Origin of the sequence: Neorhizobium descurainiae, from assembly GCF_051400715.1 — a bacterium.
Lineage (GTDB): Bacteria > Pseudomonadota > Alphaproteobacteria > Rhizobiales > Rhizobiaceae > Neorhizobium.
The window spans coordinates 231,719-250,445 of the sequence record NZ_JBLFFK010000008.1 but is presented as its reverse complement, the minus strand read 5'-3'; the positions used below and the strand labels follow the sequence as shown (position 1 = coordinate 250,445).

Below are 18,727 nucleotides of genomic sequence, written 5' to 3'. Positions count from 1 at the left end.
GGATTACATCCTGAAACGATGTTACTATCGTTTCGATACAAAGTAACTATCAAAATGATACCAACATGAAGAATCTTTCCGACGCCTCTTGCCCGATCGCCCGCAGCCTCACCTGCGTCGGCGATGCGTGGAGCATGTTGATCCTTCGCGACGCGAGCATGGGCCTCAGCCGCTTCGATGAATTCCGCAAAAGCCTGAGCATCGCCCCCACCATCCTGACCCGAAGGCTGGCGACGCTGACGGAGGAGGGACTATTGGAAAAGCGGCGCTACTCCGAGCGGCCTCCGCGCGACGAATATGTGCTCACCCCCGCCGGACGCGACTTCCTGCCGGTGCTCGCCCTGCTGGGTGCGTGGGGACGCCGGTACCGTGGCGAAGGCAGGTTGGCGCGATATATCGACGCCGAGACAGGAAAGGAAATCGAGCCGGTGGCTGTGGATGCCGTCACAGGAGCAAGGATCGGCACCCGCCCGATTCGCGTCGCAACACCCGAATAGCATCCGTCCGTGCGATGAGAACCGGGACTTGGCGGCCGGGGTTCGGGTGATATGAAGTGCTCCGCTTCATGCGATCCTCTGACCTGACGGTGTATTCGCCGCCAAGCGTCACGGCCCCTGAGGGGTGACTCCGATCGAGATCAGCCAGGCCAGGATTTCAAACAGCAGGGCCACCAGGGCAATCTCCAGCGCGATGCGGATGCGCTGGATGACGCGCCAGTTGCTACCCATGTCCGCCTTGATCCGCAGCGCGAGCGCGCGATGAATTGCCGGCATGTTCATCGCGCCTTCCTGGTCGACATACAGGGCCAGCAGTTCCTCCGGGTCGAAGCGAAACGTGTAATTGTAGTGGGGCCAGAGCACGAATGCGGCCAAGCATCCGATAAGGAACAGCAGCAGCAGCGCCGTCCAGTCCCACGGCCCGACACCGTCGCCCAGCGCCTTTGTGCCGAGAAGCGAGGTCGCAAATGCGGTCGCAAAGATCAGGTTGCCGCCGCGGGCGTTTAGCGATTCGACGACCTGCTGTTGATGCTGGAGGCCGCGGACGGCCTCCTGATAGACAAATGCCAGCCGCGGATCGTCATGGGCGGTTTCATGGGGTTCTGTTCGTGTGGAAGAACTCATCGATCGGCCTCGTGGTTTGACGCATCTCCGGCGCCTCCGCCTGGCGGCGGCGCCGCGATTGCCATATCGTCGAGGACGTATGCGACCGCCCAGCTCCTACGCATCGGCAGCCGCGATCGGCAAAAGCGCCTGCGCCAGCATAGCAATGAGGCTGCCGAATGCGGCGGCCTCATCAGGTGCGTGATCTGGATTCACCTCGGCCAGGGTCAGTGCGCGCCAGTTGGGCGCTGCCAGGAGGATATCAAGTACTTTGCCAAGCTCCTCGAGCTCGAGGCCGGTGCCCCGCGCTCCGTAGCGGACGTTCTCGGCAATCGGAAACGACGTAAACGCAAGCACATCGATGTCGACGTGAACGAGCAGACGGTCAAAGCGGAGTCCCCAGGTCTTTGCCTTGTCGGCCGCAGCCGCCGGGTCCGATTTGATCTCCGGCAGAACGATGTGTTGAATGTCGTTGACGGCGATCGTCCTGGCCTCGGGCGTTGTGACCTCATGGGCACCGAATAGCAGCACGTCGGATGGATGAAGCATCGGCCGTCTCGATGCGAGACCACTCAGATCAGGAAGCGCGCCGGGTAGATCAAGCATGTGGGCGATGCCAGTCCAGTCGAGCGCCCCTTCGGCGGTTTCCGGCACATTGAGATCGGCGTCGCCATCAATGTAGATCAAGCCGACCGAAGCGCCGTCGATCAGCGCGCCGGCGACCACCCCCAGTTCTATGGTGCAGTCACCGCCAAGGACGAGTGTCGCCTCGCCCTCCGCCATGGCGCGCCCGACGTGCCCGGAGACCGCCCTCGCCGCTTCGCGCACCGCCCCGAGGTTCATGGAATTCCGGTTGCCGGGGTCCGGACGCCACCGAAAACAGGCAAGGTCGCCCATGTCCCGAACGCGCCATCCGGCCCGCTCCAGGGCGGGAATCAATCCATGGCGTCGAAAAGCTTCGGGAGCTTTCTCCTGCCCGGGCGCATATGCCCCGGCGCTTGTCGGCGCTCCGATGACAGTCAGACGGTTGCTCATGGTTCGCACCGCGCTTTCTCCGAGCCAAGACCTTTGAGCTCGGGCGTACCCAATCCCTGACAGAGGAAGAGCCTATCATTGCCCGCGCAAAATCACACGCGGAACTGACAACGATCCGTCATGTTCCCACGGCTCGGAAGACTGGTGCAAGGAAACTCACCGGATGCCGCCAATGGCAGATAGACGAAGGCGTCGGGGTGAAGCAGCTCGCCGGGTTTAGAACCCCAGCGATTGCTGCGCCGGCTCTGGCGGGGTCAGGCGCACGCCTTCCAGCTCCAGCATGCGCGCCTTGGAGGTCGAGCCGCCCGGCGCGGAAAAGCCGCCAATCCTGCCGCCGGCCGCAAGCACCCGGTGACAGGGGATGATCAGCGCCACGGGGTTCTTCGCCATCGCCTGGCCGACGTCCCGGGCGGCTTGCGGGCCGGCGCCGAGCTCTTTTGCGATCGCTCCATAGGTGGTCGTGTGCCCCCAGCCGATGCGGCGGGCCGCGGCGTAGATCTCCCGGAAGAAATCGTCCTGGCCTTCGAGATCGAGCCTGAAGCGGGAGAAATCGACCGCTTCGCCCGCGAAATACCGCTTCACGGCCTCGACCGCTTCCCAAATTTCAGCCGGCGGCGTGCCGCGCTCGGCCTCCGCCAGGCGACGCCGGAGCAGCCGTTCGGTCGAGCCCGCGCTTTTCGTCGGCAGCTGGAAGCGCGTGATGTCGACATCGTTCCAGGCGATGCCGCAGAAGCCGCCGGCCGTTTCGAAGATGAGATATTGATGCGCAGCCATGAGGATAATCTCCGCATTTCACCTGCCCTCAAGATCGTGCCTGAGGGCCCGGGATTCAACCCGTTTCTTGCCTTGCTTCGTCTGTTCTCACGGAACTTTTCGTTGAGTTTCCCTCGGCAGGCGCTACCCTTCGCGAATGACCGGACCGCAGGCACAGGAACGGATGCGACTGAAAGCGGAGAGGCTGGACACGCCTCCCGGCGGCGGCGGCTTTGCCATGCCGCGCCTCTCCCTCGGCCTCTTCCTGGCCGATCAGGACCGGCACCGGATAGCGGTCGGCTCCGACAAGAGGCGGCATATTCCTCTCAAGACCGGCGAGGGCTGGATCCTGCCGGCAGGGGCCACCGGCATCTGCGAATATGACGAGGCGCTTTCCTTCCTGAAGCTCGAAATGCCCGAAAGCCTGCTTTCCGGCGTGGGTTTCGAGCGCCATGCGGATTTCGCGCCGGTCGTCGGCGCTTTCGATCCGCTGCTCGTGCAGCTCATCCACCAGGCGGTCGCGACCGCCGGCAATGCGCCGTCGCTCTATCTGGAAACCATGCAGCTTGCACTCGCCGCGCATCTGGCACACGTGCTGGCGCCGCCGAAACCGGAGCTTGCCGATATCGGGGACCGGCGGCTGCGCCGCGCGCTCGACCATATCCACGACAATCTCGCCACCGATCTTTCCCTCGACGATCTGGCCTCCGAGGCGGCGATGAGCCGCTTTCATTTCGTGCGCGCCTTCACCAGAGCCACCGGCAAGTCGCCGCTGCAATACGTCATCCACGCGCGCATGGAGCTTGCCAAATTGCTTTTGAAGACCACGCGCCTTCCGGTCGCCTCGGTGGCGGCCGATATCGGCTATGAGGACGTCTCCCGCTTCGGCCAGCATTTCCGCCGCCACACAGGCACAACGCCTGCCGCTTACCGCGGCCGATAGAGCAATAAACGCATAACGAACGGCAAGAATCGCGCCTGCGGAATGCCTGCGAAGCTACGACCCTCCCGTCATCCGAACGGAGAGGAGACGCATGATGAAGACCACGGCTCTTTCAACTTTCTGCGCAGCGATGATGACCTCCGCCGCCTTTGCCGCCGACATCCAGACGCGCAAGGTTTCCTTCGAGAACGAAGGTGCGACGCTTGCCGGCACGCTTTATCTGCCCGCCGATTACCCGCGCGGCGAAAGGCGCCCCGGCGTGGTCGTTGCCGGTGCCTGGACCTCGATCAAGGAGCAGATGTCCGGCCTTTATGCCCGCGAGATGGCCGAACGGGGCTTTGCCGCACTCGCCTTCGACTATCGCGGCTGGGGCGAATCCGGCGGCGAGCCCCGCTTCAGGGAGGACCCGGCGACGAAGACCGGCGATCTCGCGGCAGCCGCCGCCTTCATGACGGCGCTGCCGGAAGTCGATGGTACCCAGGTGCACGGCCTCGGCATCTGCGCCTCGGCCGGATACATGGCCGCAGCCGCGACGGGCAATGCGAACTTCGCATCGGTCGCGCTGGTCGCGCCCTGGCTGCACAACCGGGAAATCGTCGAACAGGTCTATGGCGGTCCGGACGGCGTCGCCGGGCTGATCGTCACCTCGCGTGAGGCGGAGGACGCCGAACGCCAAGGCAGGCCGCAGATCGTCACCGCCGCCAGCCAGACCGACCGGACCTCGCTCATGTACCGGATCCCCTACTACACCGAGGCGGATCGCGGCCTCATCCCGCAATACGACAACCGTTTCAATCTCGCCTCCTGGGAACCGTGGCTCACATACGATTCCGTTTCGCTCGGAGCTAAACTCGACAAGCCGGTGCTGATGGTCCATTCGGAGGCCGCCGCCGTGCCGCAGGGCGCACATGCCTTCTACGCCCTGCTTCCCGGCGAAAAGTCCGAGCTCTGGCTCGACGGCGTCAGCCAGTTCGATTTCTACGACCGGCCGGAACCGGTCAAAGTCGCCGCCGATGCCGTCGCGGCGCATTTCACCCGGGCCGGCGCGCCTCAGCCGGTGAGCCTTGAGGATCGCGCGGCGATCGTCGATGCGATCACCGATATCGCAGCCGGCGCCGACCGGCATCAATGGGATCGTGTCCGCCGCGCCCTCGCCGACGAGGTGAAGCTCGACTATACGAGCCTCTGGGGCGGCGAAGCGGCCATCCGGCCGGCCGACGCGGTGATCGAGCAATGGTCGGGCTTCCTGCCCGGCTTCGACGAAACGCTGCATCTCGTTACCAACCATGCGATCACCGGAATGCGCGGCACGACCGCCACCGCCGAGGCCGATTTCCAGGCCACCCACCGCATCGAAGACGATCTCTGGGTGCTGATGGGCCATTACCGCTACGAACTCGTCAAAGCGAACGGCGCCTGGAAGGTTTCCGCGCTCACCATGACCCATACCCACGAGACCGGCGACCGCGGCCTCGTCGCCCGCGCGGCCGAGCGCGCGCGCCAGACCCGCTGAACCAAGGAGGAAACCATGTCCGGAACCATCACCCGAGCTTTGCTCGTCGCTGCGGCCCTCTTTTCAGGAGCGCCCGCCATGGCCGCCAGTCCGGAGGAAAACCGCAAGGTCATCGCCGATTACTATGCCGCCTATGCGGCCGGCGACATGGGCAAGGTCGCCGATTTCTTCGCCGACGACATCGAGTGGCACATTCCCGGCCACCATCCGCTGGCCGGCACCAAGCGCGGCAAGGCGGAAGTCGCCGCTTCTTCCGGCAGCTCGGCAAGGCGGGCTTCCGGGCAGAACTCATCGCCCTGCTGGCCGACGGGAACTGGGTCGTCGACATGCATCGCGGCTGGTCGAACCGCGAAGGCGCCAATGTCGATACCATCTGGGTGCTCGCCTTCCGCATCGAGGACGGCAAGATCAAGGAAGCACGCAACTTTTCCTACGACCAGGCCGCCGCCGACACGTTCTTCTGGGCCGCCTATCCGCTGAAGCCGCTGCCGGAACGGCTGGCGGATTAGCCACAATCCGATATGTTCACTATTTGTTCTTTACACGCAAGACGAGTCCCGCTAGGCTTCGATCGACGGCATCAGACCGGATGGCCAGGACAGTAGCAGGATGAGCTTGCGACACGCATACAGCCAATCTTCGCTCCCCTTCGGCGAGGATTGGCCTGCTTTCCAGGGAAGGGCTCGGCCGCATCCGAGCAAGCTGTTCTTCTGCCTGAAGCCGACGCCCTTTGCCTCTCGGCGCATGAATCGCGATGCCGCCAGACATGCCGGGAACAGGGCCCGGCGGGCCGCCTATCCGGCCGAGCTCCTGCACATGACGCTGCTGTGCATGGAGCAATTCGATGAACCTCCGCGCCATCTCATTCCATCCATCGATGCGGCGATACGCAGGATCAGGGCGAGGCCCATCCGCATCGATCTCGATGGCAGCGACTTGTTCGGAGGAAAGAGGCATCTCGTCCTGACAAGCTCTGCCGTCAACCGGGAACTCCGAGGCTTCGTGCGGACGCTGCGGAACACGCTGACGCGGCACAATCTTCCCCGTTTTCCGCTAACGTCCCTCGAACCCCACGTGACCGTCATCTACGATTGCGGGAAGATCGATCCATTGCCCGTCGAGAAGCCGTATGGCTGGGTCGCCGAGGAATTCCTGCTGATCTACAGCCATTACGGCGAAAGCCGGCACGAGGAGTTCGGACGGTGGCGTTTCGATCCCGATGCGCCGCCCTATCCCTCCGCTCCGGAGCAATTACGCTTTCTGATTTGAGCCCCCGATTTTCTCGGAAGGCCTGTCGGATCGGCAGATGTTCAAACGTCCTCAGGGCGGTCACCCAATAGAGGAGAAAGATACATGGCCATCCAGAAACACAAGATCGTTCCGCATCTCTGGTTCGAGGGCAACGCGGAAGAAGCCGTCAATTTCTACGTTTCGGTCTTCGACGAATCCCGCATCACCGATGTCACGCATTATGGCGATGCAGGTCCCGGCCGGAAAGGCTCCGTCATGGCCATGGGCTTCGAGCTCGAAGGCCAGAGCTTTGCCGCGATCAACGCCGGCCCCTGGGCGAAGTTCAACGGCGCCATTTCCCTTCTCATCCATTGCGAGACGCAGGAAGAGATCGACCGGTATTACGACGCGCTTGTCGAAACCGGGGAGGAAAAGCCCTGCGGCTGGCTGACGGACCGCTACGGCCTCTTCTGGCAGGTCAACTACGCCAGGCTTCCGAAAATGCTGACGGATGGCGATGCCGACCGGGCCGATCGCGTCCTGCAGGCGATGTATCAGATGAAAAGAATCGAGATCGCCAAGCTGGAAGCGGCCTATCGGGGGTGATGCAAGCCGCCCTCGGTTTTGCGCGCATTCTCTCCAGGCTTGTACTTCAGGCTGAAAGCAGCCTCCCTACCCGGCCGCAAAGGCCGGGGAGATAAGTCAGCCGAGGCGATCGAAAGCCTTGGGATCGATGCCGAGGGTGTGGAGGTCGCGGCTGTTCGGACGGCGGTGGTTTTCAACGGCGGCCGAAACCGAAATGGCGGCGCTCATGACGGCGAAGGCGCGGCCGATGACGCCGCCGCGGGTCTTGTTCTTAACGGACATGTTCATCTCTCCTTTTTCGTTCTCCTGAAATATGATGGTTGGACCGTTTTTGTGCAACGCACAACGAAGCAGGGGAGCCATGCAGCCGTCACATATCGGTCATTAACCATTGCCGGCGGGCTTGCGCGGCAAGCCGGGCCCTTGTTATCGGTCACACCGGAACAAGGGGTATTCGATGGCGATCACGATCTACGGCATCAAGAACTGCGACACGATGAAGAAGGCGCGCGCCTGGCTCGACCGGAAGGGCGTCGCTCATGTCTTCCACGACTACAAGGCCGAGGGCATCGACCGGGCGCATCTCGATCGGTGGGTGGACCGCGCCGGCTGGGAAACGGTGCTCAACCGCGCCGGCACGACCTTCAAGAAACTCGACGATGCCGACAAGAGGGACCTCGATCGCGAGAAGGCGATCGCCCTGATGCTCGCCCAGCCTTCGATGATCAAGCGCCCGGTGCTGGAAGCGGACGGCAAGCTGATCGTCGGCTTCAAGCCGGAGGTTTATGAGACAGAACTCGGCTGACCCATTGACGGTAGCGAATTCTTGACTTGGAGGTAGAAGAAATGAGCATCAACAAGCTTTTCGAGGAGTTTTCTGCAAGGGCTCTTGCCGAATTCGACACCGAAACCCGTTTCCGTCTGCTCGCGGCGAAAGGGAATAAGAAACGCGGACTTGATATCCTGGACAAATTGGACCGCGCCCATTCTCGATCGGACCGCTGACGAGCCATGTCCAGGACCACCCGCGCCACGCAGGCGCTCGAAAAGGCCGGCGTTGCCTTCACCACCGTCAGTTACGACTACGATCCGAATGCCGACCGGATCGGGCTGCAGGCGGCGGAGGCGATCGGCGAGGAACCGCGCCGGGTGCTGAAGACCCTGATGGCGGAGGTGGACGGCAAGCCGGTCTGCGTCGTCGTTCCCTCGGACCGGGAGGTTTCGATGAAGAAGCTCGCCGCCGCCTTCGGCGGCAAGTCGGCTCACATGATGAAACCCGCCGATGCGGAACGCGCGACCGGCTATCATGTCGGCGGCATCAGCCCCTTCGGCCAGAAGAAACCAGTCCCGGCCGCGATCGAAGTGACGGCGCTCGACGAGCCGCATGTCTATATCAACGGCGGCCAGCGCGGGCTGCAGGTGCGGCTCGACCCGAAGGCGGCGCGCGACGCGCTGAAGGCCGTCGCCGCGCCGCTGGTGGCGTGAGCAACGGAGGCGAGACCACGGTTTCGCGCCGGGCGAGCTTCAATTTTGCCCCAAACCTCTTTAAGTCTGGCGGATCGCACAGGAAGAAAGCAGAGGCCCCCATGACAATCGTGCCGAATTTTCAAACCGTCGTCGATCCCCAGAAGCTTGAGAAACTGGCGGAAGTGGCCGTCAAGGTGGGCCTGAGGCTCGAACAGGGCCAGGATCTGGTGATCACGGCGCCGCTTGCCGCCCTGCCGCTCGTGCGCCTCATCACCAAGCACGCCTACAAGGCCGGCGCCGGCATCGTCACGACTTTCTATTCGGACGAAGAGACCACGCTGGCGCGCTATGAATACGCGCCCGATGCGAGCTTCGACCGGGCCTCCGACTGGCTCTACGAAGGCATGGCCAGGGCCTATGGCAACGGCGCGGCGCGGCTGGCGATCGCCGGCGACAACCCGATGCTGCTCTCCAGCCAGGATCCGTCCAAGGTGGCCCGCGCCAACAAGGCCAATTCCATGGCCTACAAGCCGGCGCTGGAGAAGATCGCCAATTTCGACATCAACTGGAACATCATCTCCTATCCGAACCCATCCTGGGCGAAGCAGGTCTTTCCGGATGCTCCCGAGGATGTCGCCGTCGGCAAGCTGGCGGAGGCGATCTTCGCCGCCTCGCGCGTCGATCTCGCCGACCCCATCGCCGCCTGGACGGAACATAACGCCAATCTCAAGAAACGTTCGAGCTGGCTGAACGAGGAGCGTTTCTCGGCCCTTCATTTCACCGGCCCCGGCACGGACCTGACCGTGGGGCTCGCCGACGGCCACGAATGGCATGGTGGCGCCTCGACGGCGAAGAACGGCATCACCTGCAATCCCAACATCCCGACCGAAGAGGTCTTCACCACGCCGCACGCGCTGAAGGTCGAAGGCCATGTGTCGAGCACCAAGCCGCTGTCGCATCAGGGAACGCTGATCGACGACATCCAGGTGAAGTTCGAAGGCGGCCGCATCGTCGAGGCCAAGGCCTCGCGGGGCGAGGAGGTCCTGAGCAAGGTGCTCGACACCGACGAAGGCGCGCGCCGGCTCGGCGAAGTGGCGCTCGTGCCGCATTCCTCGCCGATCTCCAGGAGCGGCATCCTGTTCTACAACACGCTGTTCGACGAAAACGCCTCCTGCCACATCGCGCTCGGACAGTGCTATTCGAAATGCTTCCTGAACGGCGCAACGCTCAGCCAGGACGAAATCAAGGCGCAGGGCGGCAATTCGAGCCTCATCCATATCGACTGGATGATCGGTTCCGACAAGGTCGATATCGACGGCATCCGCGCCGACGGCTCCCGCGTGCCGGTCATGCGCAGGGGCGAGTGGGCCTGATCCGATCGCTCCCATTGACGGAATGTAGTTTTAAAACTACATTCCGTGCGTGTTCGAGCTCAAGCAAACGGAAGCCTTCCGCAAGTGGCGCACGGGTCTGAGAGATGACCGCGCCCGCGCGATGATTGCTTCTCGGCTCGATCGCCTCGCCTTCGGGCATGCTGGCGATGTGGCGCCGGTCGGTGATGGGATCAGCGAGCTGCGCATCCACTACGGACCTGGCTACCGCATCTATTTCCAGCAACGCGGCAACCTCCTGATCGTCCTTCTGTGCGGAGGCGACAAGAGCAGCCAGGCAAGGGACATCAAACTCGCGAAAAAGCTCTCGCAGGAATGGAGTGAATGATGGCCGAGAAGCTTTCGAACTACGATCCCGCGGAAGACCTTGGCTCGGACGAAGCGATCGCCACCTTCATGGCGGAAGCTTTCGAGACGGAAGACGCCGCCTATATCGCACATGCGCTCGGCGTCGTCGCACGCGCCAAAGGCATGACCCAGATCGCCAAGGATACCGGCCTTTCGCGCGAGCAGCTCTACCGTTCCTTCAGTGCAACCGGCAATCCGACACTCAAAACAACGATCGCCGTGATGAAGTCGCTGGGGATCGAGCTCACGGCCAAGGTCCATTCGTGATCTCGCGATAGAGTTGACTTCCTCTCGTTTGCGGCGGGAAACTGATCGTGGCGGGCACGGCTTGCGTGTCGGCTGATGATCAAACAGACGCCAGAGAGGGAAACCGCAATGCCTCATCCGCTTATCCGTTTGGCCGCGCCGCTCGGCGCGGCGCTTCTCGCCCTTGCCCCGATCACCACCGCCTTGGCCCAGGAAGCAGGCCTCTGGAAGGTCTATAACGAAGCGCTGAAGGGCGCCAAATATGTCGACCTCACCCACACGATCACGCCGAACATCCCCGTCTGGGCGGGTTTCGGCAAATCGACCTTCGGGCAGGCTGCCGCCGGGGTCGATCTCGAAGGCTATGCCAAGAAGGGTGAGACCTTCACCTACGAGAAGCACGGCTTTGCCGCCTCCACCTACAATCTCGCCACGGATCAGCTCGGCACGCAGCTCGATCCGCCGGCCCATTGGGCGCCGGAATATGCGGCAATCGACGAAATTCCCGCGACCTATGCGGTGCGTCCGCTCGTCGTCGTCAATATCGAAGACAAGGTGAAGACCGATGCCGGCTATCACCTGCAGGTCTCCGACATCACCGATTTCGAAGCCAGGCACGGGCGCATTCCGGAAGGCTCGGTCGTCTTCGTGCGCTCCGGCTGGTACAAGAAATGGCCGGACCCATCGCTCTCCACCACCCGCCCCTTTCCCGGCGTCTCGCTTGACGCGCTGAAATTCCTGCATCTCGAACGCAGTATCCTGTTCCACGGCCACGAACCGCTGGACACGGACACGACGCCCAATCTGGAAGGCGAATACTGGCTGATGCATAACGGCTTCGCCCAGGCCGAAGGCGTCGCGAACCTCGACAAGGTGCCGGAAACCGGCGCGCTGGTGGCGATCGGCTATCCGAAGTTCGGCGGCGGGGTCGGCGGCTATGCCCGCTACATCGCGATCTGCCCGCCGGACTGGCAATATGGCGTGACGATCGGTTCGGTGCCGGAAGCGCCGCTCCCGAAATTCGACAAGCCGCTGCATTTCGACGAGACGGCCGGCATGCGCACGCGCTAGAGCGCCCTGAACCTCCGCATCGCGCCCGAGCGGCTATTGCAATGTCCGGAGCGCTGCCCGCACGCGCTCCAGATGCCGGCGGCGCTTGTCTTCGGTGGCACGGTCCATGTCGTGGAGCGTCAGCATGCGGAAACGGACCTTTCTGTTGCAGAAGATCGCGATGCCGCGCCTGATTTGCCGGCGCACCGGATCGCCCATATAGAGCCTCACGATCCACCAGGGCGAGCCGGTCGTCGTGAAGACCCAGAAATGGCGGATATTCGTAAGCTGCGGAATGATCCTGGCGCCACTCCTGTCGTGCTCGAAAGCCACATCCGGCACGAAAACGCGGTCGAAGAAGCCTTTCAGCACCGCCGGCAGATTGAACCACCATTGCGGGAAGACCAGCATCAGCGCGTCTGCCGCCTTGAGCCGCTCGACAAGGCTTTCGACCCCGGACGTGTCGTAGGGACTATCGAAATAGCCCCGCCGTTCCTTTTCCGTCAGCCGGGGATCGAAATCCTCGGCATAGAGGTCGAGGAGATCGACCCTGTGGCCGCCCGCTTCCAGGGTTTCCCGCACAGTCCGCGCCACGGAGGCGGCATAGCTTTCCGGCACGGGATGCGCGAGAAGGAGCAGTACCCGCATCAGAAGAGGCTGCCCTGCTTCGGTGGTTCGCTTCCCGGCTCCGGCTTCGCCGGTCGCTTCTTCGGCTGGGGCGGAGCGGCGGACCGCTCGATGATTTCTCCATTTTCACCCGTGACGGCGGCGATGCGGCCATCGGCGAACTCCACCGCGATGGCCCTGCCCTCGCCGATGCCGGCAGCGCGCGTCAGCGGCCTGTCGTCTTCATCGCGCACAACGGCAAAACCGCGCTTCAGCACGTTCTTGTAGGAAAGCGATTGCAGCACGCGATCCTGCGCCACGATCGCCGCCCGGCTGCGGGCAAGCGCGTGCGAGACCGCCGTATCGGCATGGCGGGACAGCGACGCGAGGTGCTGGCGCTCGCGCTGCAACTGGCCGGTCAACCGCGCCGGCAGGGCGGAAAGCGACGCGCCCGCCTTGGCGACGCGGTTGTGCTCCCTCAGCAATTGCCGCTCCAGGCACCGCTCTCCGCGCATGATCCGGTCGGCCAGCAATTGCCGCTGCTGGGCGAGCCGGTTGGTGAGCAGTTCCAGCCGGAGACCCGAGGAGGCCCGCTCGAAGCTGCGGCGCTTGACCACCGTCGTGCGCTCCAGCCCCCGTCCGAGACCGGCGGCCGCCTCGTCGAAACGGCGGCGGGGCAGGGCCAGCAACTGATCGAGCGAAGGCAGCGCGCGGACCAGGGCGCGAACGGACTGGCGCCGATGATCCATGTGCCGGCTGGTGCAGTTGCGCAGCCGGGCCGTCAGGTTCGCAACCTGCGCATCGAGATCGGCCTTCACCGGCACGGCCATTTCCGCCGCACCGGTCGGCGTCGGGGCGCGCACATCCGCCGCATGGTCGATCAGCGTCCAGTCGGTCTCGTGGCCGACGGCGGAGATCAGCGGGATTTCGCTTTCGGCGGCGGCCCGCACCACGGCCTCGTCGTTGAAGCTCCAGAGGTCTTCCAGGCTGCCGCCACCGCGTGCGACGATCAGCACGTCCGGCCGTTTCACCGGCCCGCCCGGCGCGATCCCGTTGAAGCCGCGGATCGCCGCCGCCACCTCGTCGCCGGAACCCTCCCCCTGCACCTTGACCGGCCAGACGATGACATGCACCGGGAAACGGTCCGAGATGCGGTGCAGGATATCGCGGATGACGGCGCCGGTCGGCGAGGTCACGACGCCGATCACCTGCGGCAGGAAGGGCAGAGGCCGCTTGCGGCCCTGGTCGAACAGGCCTTCGGCGGCAAGCTTGCGGCGCCGTTCCTCGATCAGCGCCATCAGCGCGCCGGCGCCGGCCGGCTCGAGGTTCTCGATGACGATCTGGTATTTCGACGAGCCCGGGAAAGTGGTGACCTTGCCGGTGGCGATCACCTCCATGCCCTCCTCCGGGCGGAATTTTATCCGCGGGAAGGTGCCTTTCCAGATCACCGCATCGATGCGGGCGCGGTCGTCCTTCAGCGAGAAATAGGCATGCCCGGAGGAATGCTGGCCGCGATAGCCGGAAATCTCGCCCCTCACCCGCACGTGGTCGAAGGCGTTTTCGACCGTGCGCTTGATCGATCCGGAGAGTTCCGACACCGAAAACTCGGTCAGGTTCGTGGGCGAATCGTTGGCGAGCAGTGTGTTCATCCCTTCCTTTTAAAGGATATGCCCGGCGAATTCATCACCCGGAATGGAAGCGAAGCGGGGATGACCCGACGTTTCCAAAGCAGGCTCGGAGAAAAAACTGCCTGGCCGCTCCCGCAACGCCATCCGCCTCGCTCTACGCCCAACCGTTTGAAGCAGCACCTTTTCTTTTTCCGCGGCGGCGACATTTTTCTTTTGTGGAGCGGTTCCGGGACCTCCGGCATCGATATTTTTCCGGCCTTGCATTTCCCCGGAGCCCGCGAGGAGAGCGACAATGACGGCGAACGACTTTCAAGGAGATCTCGTCCATGCCCGACCGTTTCGCCCATATGCAGCCCTCCCTATCCGGCCCCGCCTCGTCCGGTTTCGCCATCACGCCCAGCGACGGCAGCGATCTGCCGGAGACGACGCGCGCGCTCTATGTGGGAACCGGCGGCAATCTCTCCGTGCGCATGCTTTCGGGGGAAACTCTGGCGCTTTCGAACATTTCGTCCGGCAGCCTGCTGCCGCTCCGGGTGACCCGCGTCTTCGCGACCGGCACGACCGCGACGGCGATCGCCGGGCTTGTCTGAAGAGAAAGGCGGAGATTCATGAAGCCTGAACGGTTGCTGCTTCGCTTCAAGGACCGGCCGCAGGCAATCTCCGTTCTCAGCGCGGTCGGCGTGGAATTCGATGCCGTCTCCGGCGACGGCATCATCCGGAAGCCGACCGGCGAAACGGCCGAATTCGAAGGCGAGGTCATCGCGCTGACCTGCCCCGTCTCGGGCTATCACGTCAGCCTCGTCTGGTGCGGGGACCTGCCATGCACGCTGGCGCCTTATGTCGTGGCGGGAGCCGCGCCGAAGGAGGATATCCCCGACTGACGAGGTGCGGCGTCCCAAAATGGACCTATTTCCGCCCGATTTTGCGTCAACCCGAACCTCTTCGCGCCGACGAGCGAAAGCATTTATTAGCAGGTGGCGGATATCGTTGTTCCCACCCAAGGCAGAAAGGAGACGCCAGGTGCTTTTCTTGACCGCTGCATCGATAGGCGTTTGCGCCGGCATGATGCGGTCTGCATTTTCGGTGGCCTTCATCGCATTCCTGATCGTTGCGACATTCGCGCTTGCGACCGTCACGTCGTCCGGCCCGGCTTCCTATCTCAACCTTCTGATCGCCATCCTCGGCTACAATGCCGGCCTGATCAACTTTCTCGTCGGCCTCCTGGTCGCCCGCCGCCTCCGCGCGGCATGAAGCCACTCTTCCGGTTTCTGATCGCAGGCTTCATCGGCTTGTTCACCGATGCGGCGCTCACGCATGTTCTGGTCGAGTATGCCGGGCTCGGTCCGTTCACCGCCCGCATCCCGGCGATCGCGACCGCCATGGCCGTCGCCTGGCTTATCGGCTGCAGCCGGACCCTCGGCCAGTCCCGCCACTCCCTTGCGGCCGGAGGTTTCCGCTACTGGGCGATCGGCATCACCGCGGCGCTGCTCAACTACGCCATCTACGCGACGCTGATGTATCGCGCGCCCTTCCTGCAGCCCGCCGTCGCGGTGGCCTTCGCCTCGCTTGCGGCGATCGCCTACAGCGTCTTCGGCCATTCGCGCTTCGTCTTCGGGCGCTGAGCCCGCTCAGACCGGCTCCCAGCCGTCGTGTCCGCCTGCGCGATAGATGGCATCGATGAACTTCTGGTTCAGCAACGAATTTTCGAGCGTCACGACCTCGGCCGGCTCGCCCTTCACCAGGCGCGCGAAAGCCTCCGCCTGCCGCTTGTACTGGCGGCTGTCCGGGAAGCGGAAGATCTGCGAGGTCTGATGGTTCTGGTTGGCGACCTCGATTTCCTCGGCGCCCCAGCGGTTGGCGTTGAAGGGGGATTTCACCTCGATATAGCCCTCCGTGCCATGGAAAACCATGATCTGGCGGGCGGCCATCTGGGTCGCGACATAGAAGGTCAGTTCGAACGAGCCGAAATCCGCCTTGACGCTGGAATAGATATCGGTGCCGAAATCCTGGTCGCGTTCCACTTTCGCCTGCACCCGGAGCGGCTCCTTCTCGGTCACGAAACGCGTCGTGATCGTCGGATAGACACCGATATCCGGCAGCGCGCCGCCGCCGAGTTCCGGGATGTTGCGCATGTTGGAAGGGTCCCGGTTGAAATAGCTGAAGGCGCCCTGCACGTGCTTCAGCTCGCCGATCGCCTTCTCCCTCAGGAGCTCCCGCACCTTCAGCCAGACCGGCGCATAGGTCACCATGAAGGCTTCCGCGATCAGTACCCTGTGCCTGTCGCGGGCGGCGATCAGCGTCTCGATCTCGCCGGCCTTCAGGGCGATCGGCTTTTCGGCCAGCACATGCTTGCCGGCTTCCGCCGCCTTGACGGACCATTCCACGTGCTGGCTCGTCGGCAGCGGGATGTAGACCGCATCGATGACGTCGGATGCCAGCATCTCCTCGTAGGAGCCGAAGGCATGCGGCGCGCCGAAGCGGTCGGCAAGCGCCCGGGCCTTGACAAGGTCGCGGCTCGCGAAGGCCGTCACCACGCAATTTTCCGCATCCTGGATGGCCGGCACCACCAGTTCGCGACCGATCTTGGCAGTCGACAGGATTCCGAAACGCAGCATGACACCCTCCACGAAACCGTTGCTGGCCCGCACCTTATTGGCCCGTCCCGGCGGGCGCAACGCGTGCCGCGATGCCGCGCTTGAAAAAGTGAACGTCCGCGCAAAATAAGGGACTGGTCGGCGGCGGAACATCGGTTAATCTCGGGCTCCTTTCCCAAACCCTATCCGCTCATCTGAAAATCCGGAGGAATATCATGGAGCTGCGCGCACTCGGCCGGACCGGCCTTTCCATCTCGCCCGTCGTTCTCGGCGGCAACGTCTTCGGCTGGACAGCCGACGAGAAGACCTCGTTCGACGTGCTCGACAGTTTCTTCGACGCCGGCTTCAACACGATCGACACGGCCGATTCCTATAACCGCTGGGTACCGGGCCATGTGGGCGGCGAATCCGAGGCGATCATCGGCAAGTGGCTGAAGCGCGGCGGGGTTTCCCGCGACAAGGCGATCATCGTCACCAAGGTCGGCTCCGACATGGGCCAGGGCAAGAAGGACCTTTCCGCCAGGTGGATCCTCGAAGAGGTCGACCATTCGCTGCGCCGCCTGCAGACCGATTACATCGACCTCTATCTCGCCCACTGGCCGGACGAAACGGTACCCTACGAAGAAACGCTCGGCGCCTTCGCCAAACTGAAGGAAGCCGGAAAGATCCGTGCGATCGGCTGCTCCAACCTCGATGCGAAAATGCTGCAGGATTCCTTCGACGCTGCGAAAAAAACCGGCCTGCCGCGCTACGACGTGCTGCAGCCGCAATACAATCTCTACGACCGCGACAGTTTCGAAGGTCCGCTCGCCGAGCTCTGCATCAGGGAGGATATCGGCGTCATCAACTATTACGGCCTCGCATCGGGTTTCCTCACCGGCAAGTATCGCGACAAGGCGGATACCGAAGGCAAGGCGCGTGGCGCCCGGGCGCTCAACTATCTCGATGACAAGGGCCTGCGCATTCTCGCGGCCCTCGACGAGGTTGCGGTCGAGACCGATGCCGAACCCGCCTCGATCGCGCTCGCCTGGCTCATCCAGAGCCCCCGCGTCACCGCGCCGATCGCCAGCGCCACCAGCGTCGACCAGCTCGAAGCCATCATCGCCGCCGGCAATCTCACGCTTTCCCCCGGGCAGATGAAGCTGCTCAACGAAGCCGGCGCCTGATTTCCCGGCGGGCGCCGGCTTTCCCTAGTGGAGCGCCCGCCTCACCCGATCCAAGGAGGGTCCTATGAAAACGAGGAAGCTCGGTAAAGAACTCACCGTCTCCGCCATCGGCCTTGGCTGCATGGGCATGAGTCACGCCTATGGCGGACAGGACGATCAGGACGCGATCCGCACGCTTCATCGCGCCATCGATCTCGGCGTCAATTTCTTCGACACCGCGGAGGTCTATGGCCCGTTCAAAAACGAGGAACTGGTCGGCAAGGGCCTCAAACCTTTTCGCGACAAGGTCGTCATCGCCACGAAGTTCGGCTTCAGGATCGATCCGGACGCGTCGGATGCGCGCGCCATGTCCGGTCTCGACAGCCGTCCGGAACATGTGCGCGAGGTGGCGGAGGCCTCGCTGAAGCGGCTCGGCGTCGAGGTGATCGACCTTTTCTACCAGCATCGCGTCGATCCGAACGTGCCGATCGAGGATACGGTCGGCGCCATGGCCGAGCTCGTCAAGGAAGGCAAGGTGCGGGCCTTGGGTCTGTCCGAAGCCGGCGCCGCCATCATCCGCCGGGCGCATGCAGTGCATCCGATCACGGCACTGCAAAGCGAATATTCGCTCTGGACCCGCGATCCGGAAGGCGAAATCCTCGATACCTGCCGCGAGCTCGGCATCGGCTTCGTGCCTTTCAGCCCGCTCGGCCGTGGCTTCCTGACCGGCAAGATCCAGAAACCGGAGGATTTCGGAACCGACGACTTCCGCCGCACCTTGCCGCGGTTCAGCGCCGAGAACATGGCCGCCAATGCCTCTCTTGTGAAGCTTCTCGAAGACATGGCGACCGATAAGGGCGTGACGGCCGCGCAGCTCGCGCTTGCCTGGGTGCTCGCCCAGGGCGATTTCATCGTGCCGATCCCCGGCGCGCGGAAAATCCCGCATCTGGAGCAGAACGTCGCCGCGACCGAGATCACGCTTTCAGCCGACGAATTGAAGACGCTCGGCGACCTGCTGGCCCCGGAAAAATTCTCCGGCGCGCGCTACGGTCAGCAGGCCGCCGCCTGGACCGTTCGATAAGTCGAAGTTCGG

Annotated in this window: 26 protein-coding genes; 19 read left to right on the top strand and 7 right to left on the bottom strand. The window is 63.6% G+C overall.

Annotation, left to right across the window (positions count from 1 at the left end):
* Nucleotides 1-65 precede the first annotated feature (65 nt).
* Nucleotides 66-497 (top strand): winged helix-turn-helix transcriptional regulator, encoded by a 432-nt coding sequence (locus ACMGE0_RS16670; RefSeq protein WP_436816985.1) that lies wholly within the window; start codon nucleotides 66-68, stop codon nucleotides 495-497.
* A 108-nt stretch (nucleotides 498-605) separates the two neighbouring features.
* Here the strand turns inward: ACMGE0_RS16670 and ACMGE0_RS16665 are convergent, their stop codons facing one another.
* From ACMGE0_RS16665 to ACMGE0_RS16655, 3 genes are all read right to left on the bottom strand, one after another.
* Nucleotides 606-1,121 (bottom strand): hypothetical protein, encoded by a 516-nt coding sequence (locus tag ACMGE0_RS16665; protein ID WP_436816984.1) that lies wholly within the window; start codon nucleotides 1,119-1,121, stop codon nucleotides 606-608.
* A gap of 96 nt (nucleotides 1,122-1,217) precedes the next feature.
* Nucleotides 1,218-2,135, bottom strand: a complete 918-nt coding sequence (locus ACMGE0_RS16660; protein WP_436816983.1) for an arginase family protein — start codon at nucleotides 2,133-2,135, stop codon at nucleotides 1,218-1,220.
* Between the two features lie 216 nt (nucleotides 2,136-2,351).
* Nucleotides 2,352-2,909: a methylated-DNA--[protein]-cysteine S-methyltransferase gene (locus ACMGE0_RS16655; RefSeq protein ID WP_436816982.1), complete on the bottom strand. Its 558-nt coding sequence runs from the start codon at nucleotides 2,907-2,909 to the stop codon at nucleotides 2,352-2,354.
* Between the two features lie 163 nt (nucleotides 2,910-3,072).
* Between ACMGE0_RS16655 and ACMGE0_RS16650 the strand changes: the two genes are divergently transcribed.
* The 5 genes from ACMGE0_RS16650 (at nucleotide 3,073) to ACMGE0_RS16630 (ending at nucleotide 7,180) form a co-directional block, all read left to right on the top strand.
* A complete protein-coding gene (locus ACMGE0_RS16650; protein ID WP_436816981.1) occupies nucleotides 3,073-3,831 on the top strand; it encodes a helix-turn-helix domain-containing protein in 759 nt (252 codons plus the stop codon).
* A gap of 91 nt (nucleotides 3,832-3,922) precedes the next feature.
* Nucleotides 3,923-5,344 (top strand): alpha/beta fold hydrolase, encoded by a 1,422-nt coding sequence (locus ACMGE0_RS16645; RefSeq protein ID WP_436816980.1) that lies wholly within the window; start codon nucleotides 3,923-3,925, stop codon nucleotides 5,342-5,344.
* Nucleotides 5,345-5,359: 15 nt separating this feature from the next.
* Nucleotides 5,360-5,824: a nuclear transport factor 2 family protein gene (locus ACMGE0_RS16640; RefSeq protein WP_436816979.1), complete on the top strand. Its 465-nt coding sequence runs from the start codon at nucleotides 5,360-5,362 to the stop codon at nucleotides 5,822-5,824.
* Nucleotides 5,825-5,953: 129 nt separating this feature from the next.
* Complete coding sequence (locus ACMGE0_RS16635) at nucleotides 5,954-6,613, top strand: 2'-5' RNA ligase family protein (protein WP_436816978.1); 660 nt, start codon at nucleotides 5,954-5,956, stop codon at nucleotides 6,611-6,613.
* An 84-nt stretch (nucleotides 6,614-6,697) separates the two neighbouring features.
* Nucleotides 6,698-7,180: a VOC family protein gene (locus ACMGE0_RS16630; RefSeq protein ID WP_436816977.1), complete on the top strand. Its 483-nt coding sequence runs from the start codon at nucleotides 6,698-6,700 to the stop codon at nucleotides 7,178-7,180.
* Nucleotides 7,181-7,276: 96 nt separating this feature from the next.
* Here ACMGE0_RS16630 and ACMGE0_RS16625 read toward each other — a convergent pair whose 3' ends face one another.
* A complete protein-coding gene (locus tag ACMGE0_RS16625; protein ID WP_436816976.1) occupies nucleotides 7,277-7,441 on the bottom strand; it encodes a hypothetical protein in 165 nt (54 codons plus the stop codon).
* Nucleotides 7,442-7,616: 175 nt separating this feature from the next.
* Here ACMGE0_RS16625 and ACMGE0_RS16620 point away from each other — a divergent pair, with 175 nt between their 5' ends.
* The 7 genes from ACMGE0_RS16620 to ACMGE0_RS16590 all read left to right on the top strand — a co-directional run bounded on the left by ACMGE0_RS16620 (nucleotide 7,617) and on the right by ACMGE0_RS16590 (nucleotide 11,682).
* On the top strand, nucleotides 7,617-7,964 hold the full coding sequence (locus tag ACMGE0_RS16620; protein ID WP_436816975.1) for an ArsC family reductase: 348 nt from the start codon (nucleotides 7,617-7,619) through the stop codon (nucleotides 7,962-7,964).
* 41 nt (nucleotides 7,965-8,005) lie between these two features.
* On the top strand, nucleotides 8,006-8,164 hold the full coding sequence (locus ACMGE0_RS16615; protein WP_436816974.1) for a hypothetical protein: 159 nt from the start codon (nucleotides 8,006-8,008) through the stop codon (nucleotides 8,162-8,164).
* Between the two features lie 6 nt (nucleotides 8,165-8,170).
* Entirely contained in the window at nucleotides 8,171-8,644 is a 474-nt protein-coding gene (gene ybaK, locus ACMGE0_RS16610) for a Cys-tRNA(Pro) deacylase (protein WP_436816973.1), read from the top strand.
* A 101-nt stretch (nucleotides 8,645-8,745) separates the two neighbouring features.
* The gene (locus tag ACMGE0_RS16605) at nucleotides 8,746-9,999 is read left to right on the top strand and encodes an aminopeptidase (protein WP_436816972.1); all 1,254 of its coding nucleotides are present in this window, start codon (nucleotides 8,746-8,748) and stop codon (nucleotides 9,997-9,999) included.
* A 49-nt stretch (nucleotides 10,000-10,048) separates the two neighbouring features.
* Entirely contained in the window at nucleotides 10,049-10,345 is a 297-nt protein-coding gene (locus tag ACMGE0_RS16600) for a type II toxin-antitoxin system RelE/ParE family toxin (RefSeq protein ID WP_436816971.1), read from the top strand.
* Nucleotides 10,345-10,632: an addiction module antidote protein gene (locus ACMGE0_RS16595; protein ID WP_436817007.1), complete on the top strand. Its 288-nt coding sequence runs from the start codon at nucleotides 10,345-10,347 to the stop codon at nucleotides 10,630-10,632. Before ACMGE0_RS16600 ends, ACMGE0_RS16595 begins: the two co-directional genes overlap by 1 nt.
* A 108-nt stretch (nucleotides 10,633-10,740) precedes the next feature.
* The gene (locus ACMGE0_RS16590) at nucleotides 10,741-11,682 is read left to right on the top strand and encodes a cyclase family protein (RefSeq protein WP_436816970.1); all 942 of its coding nucleotides are present in this window, start codon (nucleotides 10,741-10,743) and stop codon (nucleotides 11,680-11,682) included.
* 33 nt (nucleotides 11,683-11,715) lie between these two features.
* On the opposite strand, the gene ACMGE0_RS16585 is transcribed toward ACMGE0_RS16590, so the two are convergent.
* Together ACMGE0_RS16585 and xseA are read right to left on the bottom strand one after the other, a co-directional pair.
* Nucleotides 11,716-12,309 (bottom strand): NAD(P)H-dependent oxidoreductase, encoded by a 594-nt coding sequence (locus tag ACMGE0_RS16585; RefSeq protein WP_436816969.1) that lies wholly within the window; start codon nucleotides 12,307-12,309, stop codon nucleotides 11,716-11,718.
* The gene (gene xseA / locus ACMGE0_RS16580; RefSeq protein ID WP_436816968.1) at nucleotides 12,309-13,916 is read right to left on the bottom strand and encodes an exodeoxyribonuclease VII large subunit; all 1,608 of its coding nucleotides are present in this window, start codon (nucleotides 13,914-13,916) and stop codon (nucleotides 12,309-12,311) included. The genes ACMGE0_RS16585 and xseA overlap by 1 nt, the downstream gene beginning before the upstream one ends.
* Before the next feature lie 305 nt (nucleotides 13,917-14,221).
* Here xseA and ACMGE0_RS16575 point away from each other — a divergent pair, with 305 nt between their 5' ends.
* From ACMGE0_RS16575 to ACMGE0_RS16560, 4 genes are all read left to right on the top strand, one after another.
* Nucleotides 14,222-14,485, top strand: coding sequence for a spike base protein, RCAP_Rcc01079 family (locus ACMGE0_RS16575; RefSeq protein ID WP_436816967.1), 264 nt, complete (start codon nucleotides 14,222-14,224; stop codon nucleotides 14,483-14,485).
* An 18-nt stretch (nucleotides 14,486-14,503) separates the two neighbouring features.
* Nucleotides 14,504-14,776 carry a hypothetical protein gene (locus ACMGE0_RS16570; protein WP_436816966.1) on the top strand — a complete coding sequence of 91 codons (273 nt, stop codon included), beginning with the start codon at nucleotides 14,504-14,506 and terminating at the stop codon, nucleotides 14,774-14,776.
* A 139-nt stretch (nucleotides 14,777-14,915) separates the two neighbouring features.
* Complete coding sequence (locus ACMGE0_RS16565) at nucleotides 14,916-15,146, top strand: hypothetical protein (RefSeq protein WP_085422039.1); 231 nt, start codon at nucleotides 14,916-14,918, stop codon at nucleotides 15,144-15,146.
* Complete coding sequence (locus ACMGE0_RS16560; RefSeq protein ID WP_436816965.1) at nucleotides 15,143-15,517, top strand: GtrA family protein; 375 nt, start codon at nucleotides 15,143-15,145, stop codon at nucleotides 15,515-15,517. Before ACMGE0_RS16565 ends, ACMGE0_RS16560 begins: the two co-directional genes overlap by 4 nt.
* A 6-nt stretch (nucleotides 15,518-15,523) precedes the next feature.
* On the opposite strand, the gene ACMGE0_RS16555 is transcribed toward ACMGE0_RS16560, so the two are convergent.
* Nucleotides 15,524-16,510 carry a Gfo/Idh/MocA family protein gene (locus ACMGE0_RS16555; RefSeq protein WP_436816964.1) on the bottom strand — a complete coding sequence of 329 codons (987 nt, stop codon included), beginning with the start codon at nucleotides 16,508-16,510 and terminating at the stop codon, nucleotides 15,524-15,526.
* A gap of 194 nt (nucleotides 16,511-16,704) precedes the next feature.
* Between ACMGE0_RS16555 and ACMGE0_RS16550 the strand changes: the two genes are divergently transcribed.
* Nucleotides 16,705-17,655, top strand: coding sequence for an aldo/keto reductase (locus ACMGE0_RS16550; RefSeq protein WP_436816963.1), 951 nt, complete (start codon nucleotides 16,705-16,707; stop codon nucleotides 17,653-17,655).
* Nucleotides 17,656-17,719: 64 nt separating this feature from the next.
* Nucleotides 17,720-18,715, top strand: a complete 996-nt coding sequence (locus ACMGE0_RS16545; protein ID WP_436816962.1) for an aldo/keto reductase — start codon at nucleotides 17,720-17,722, stop codon at nucleotides 18,713-18,715.
* Nucleotides 18,716-18,727 lie beyond the last annotated feature (12 nt).

Coding starts and splice junctions, on each gene's coding strand:
- ACMGE0_RS16550 (WP_436816963.1), top strand. CDS start 16,705: ATGGAGCTGCGCGCACTCGGCCGGACCGGCCTTTCCATCTCGCCCGTC.
- ACMGE0_RS16620 (WP_436816975.1), top strand. CDS start 7,617: ATGGCGATCACGATCTACGGCATCAAGAACTGCGACACGATGAAGAAG.
- ACMGE0_RS16555 (WP_436816964.1), bottom strand. CDS start 16,510: ATGCTGCGTTTCGGAATCCTGTCGACTGCCAAGATCGGTCGCGAACTG.
- ACMGE0_RS16595 (WP_436817007.1), top strand. CDS start 10,345: ATGGCCGAGAAGCTTTCGAACTACGATCCCGCGGAAGACCTTGGCTCG.
- ACMGE0_RS16560 (WP_436816965.1), top strand. CDS start 15,143: ATGAAGCCACTCTTCCGGTTTCTGATCGCAGGCTTCATCGGCTTGTTC.
- ACMGE0_RS16635 (WP_436816978.1), top strand. CDS start 5,954: ATGAGCTTGCGACACGCATACAGCCAATCTTCGCTCCCCTTCGGCGAG.
- ybaK (WP_436816973.1), top strand. CDS start 8,171: ATGTCCAGGACCACCCGCGCCACGCAGGCGCTCGAAAAGGCCGGCGTT.
- ACMGE0_RS16590 (WP_436816970.1), top strand. CDS start 10,741: ATGCCTCATCCGCTTATCCGTTTGGCCGCGCCGCTCGGCGCGGCGCTT.
- ACMGE0_RS16670 (WP_436816985.1), top strand. CDS start 66: ATGAAGAATCTTTCCGACGCCTCTTGCCCGATCGCCCGCAGCCTCACC.
- ACMGE0_RS16660 (WP_436816983.1), bottom strand. CDS start 2,135: ATGAGCAACCGTCTGACTGTCATCGGAGCGCCGACAAGCGCCGGGGCA.
- ACMGE0_RS16615 (WP_436816974.1), top strand. CDS start 8,006: ATGAGCATCAACAAGCTTTTCGAGGAGTTTTCTGCAAGGGCTCTTGCC.
- ACMGE0_RS16650 (WP_436816981.1), top strand. CDS start 3,073: ATGCGACTGAAAGCGGAGAGGCTGGACACGCCTCCCGGCGGCGGCGGC.
- ACMGE0_RS16570 (WP_436816966.1), top strand. CDS start 14,504: ATGAAGCCTGAACGGTTGCTGCTTCGCTTCAAGGACCGGCCGCAGGCA.
- ACMGE0_RS16655 (WP_436816982.1), bottom strand. CDS start 2,909: ATGGCTGCGCATCAATATCTCATCTTCGAAACGGCCGGCGGCTTCTGC.
- ACMGE0_RS16605 (WP_436816972.1), top strand. CDS start 8,746: ATGACAATCGTGCCGAATTTTCAAACCGTCGTCGATCCCCAGAAGCTT.
- ACMGE0_RS16665 (WP_436816984.1), bottom strand. CDS start 1,121: ATGAGTTCTTCCACACGAACAGAACCCCATGAAACCGCCCATGACGAT.
- ACMGE0_RS16640 (WP_436816979.1), top strand. CDS start 5,360: ATGTCCGGAACCATCACCCGAGCTTTGCTCGTCGCTGCGGCCCTCTTT.
- ACMGE0_RS16645 (WP_436816980.1), top strand. CDS start 3,923: ATGATGAAGACCACGGCTCTTTCAACTTTCTGCGCAGCGATGATGACC.
- ACMGE0_RS16545 (WP_436816962.1), top strand. CDS start 17,720: ATGAAAACGAGGAAGCTCGGTAAAGAACTCACCGTCTCCGCCATCGGC.
- xseA (WP_436816968.1), bottom strand. CDS start 13,916: ATGAACACACTGCTCGCCAACGATTCGCCCACGAACCTGACCGAGTTT.
- ACMGE0_RS16630 (WP_436816977.1), top strand. CDS start 6,698: ATGGCCATCCAGAAACACAAGATCGTTCCGCATCTCTGGTTCGAGGGC.
- ACMGE0_RS16585 (WP_436816969.1), bottom strand. CDS start 12,309: ATGCGGGTACTGCTCCTTCTCGCGCATCCCGTGCCGGAAAGCTATGCC.
- ACMGE0_RS16625 (WP_436816976.1), bottom strand. CDS start 7,441: ATGTCCGTTAAGAACAAGACCCGCGGCGGCGTCATCGGCCGCGCCTTC.
- ACMGE0_RS16575 (WP_436816967.1), top strand. CDS start 14,222: ATGCCCGACCGTTTCGCCCATATGCAGCCCTCCCTATCCGGCCCCGCC.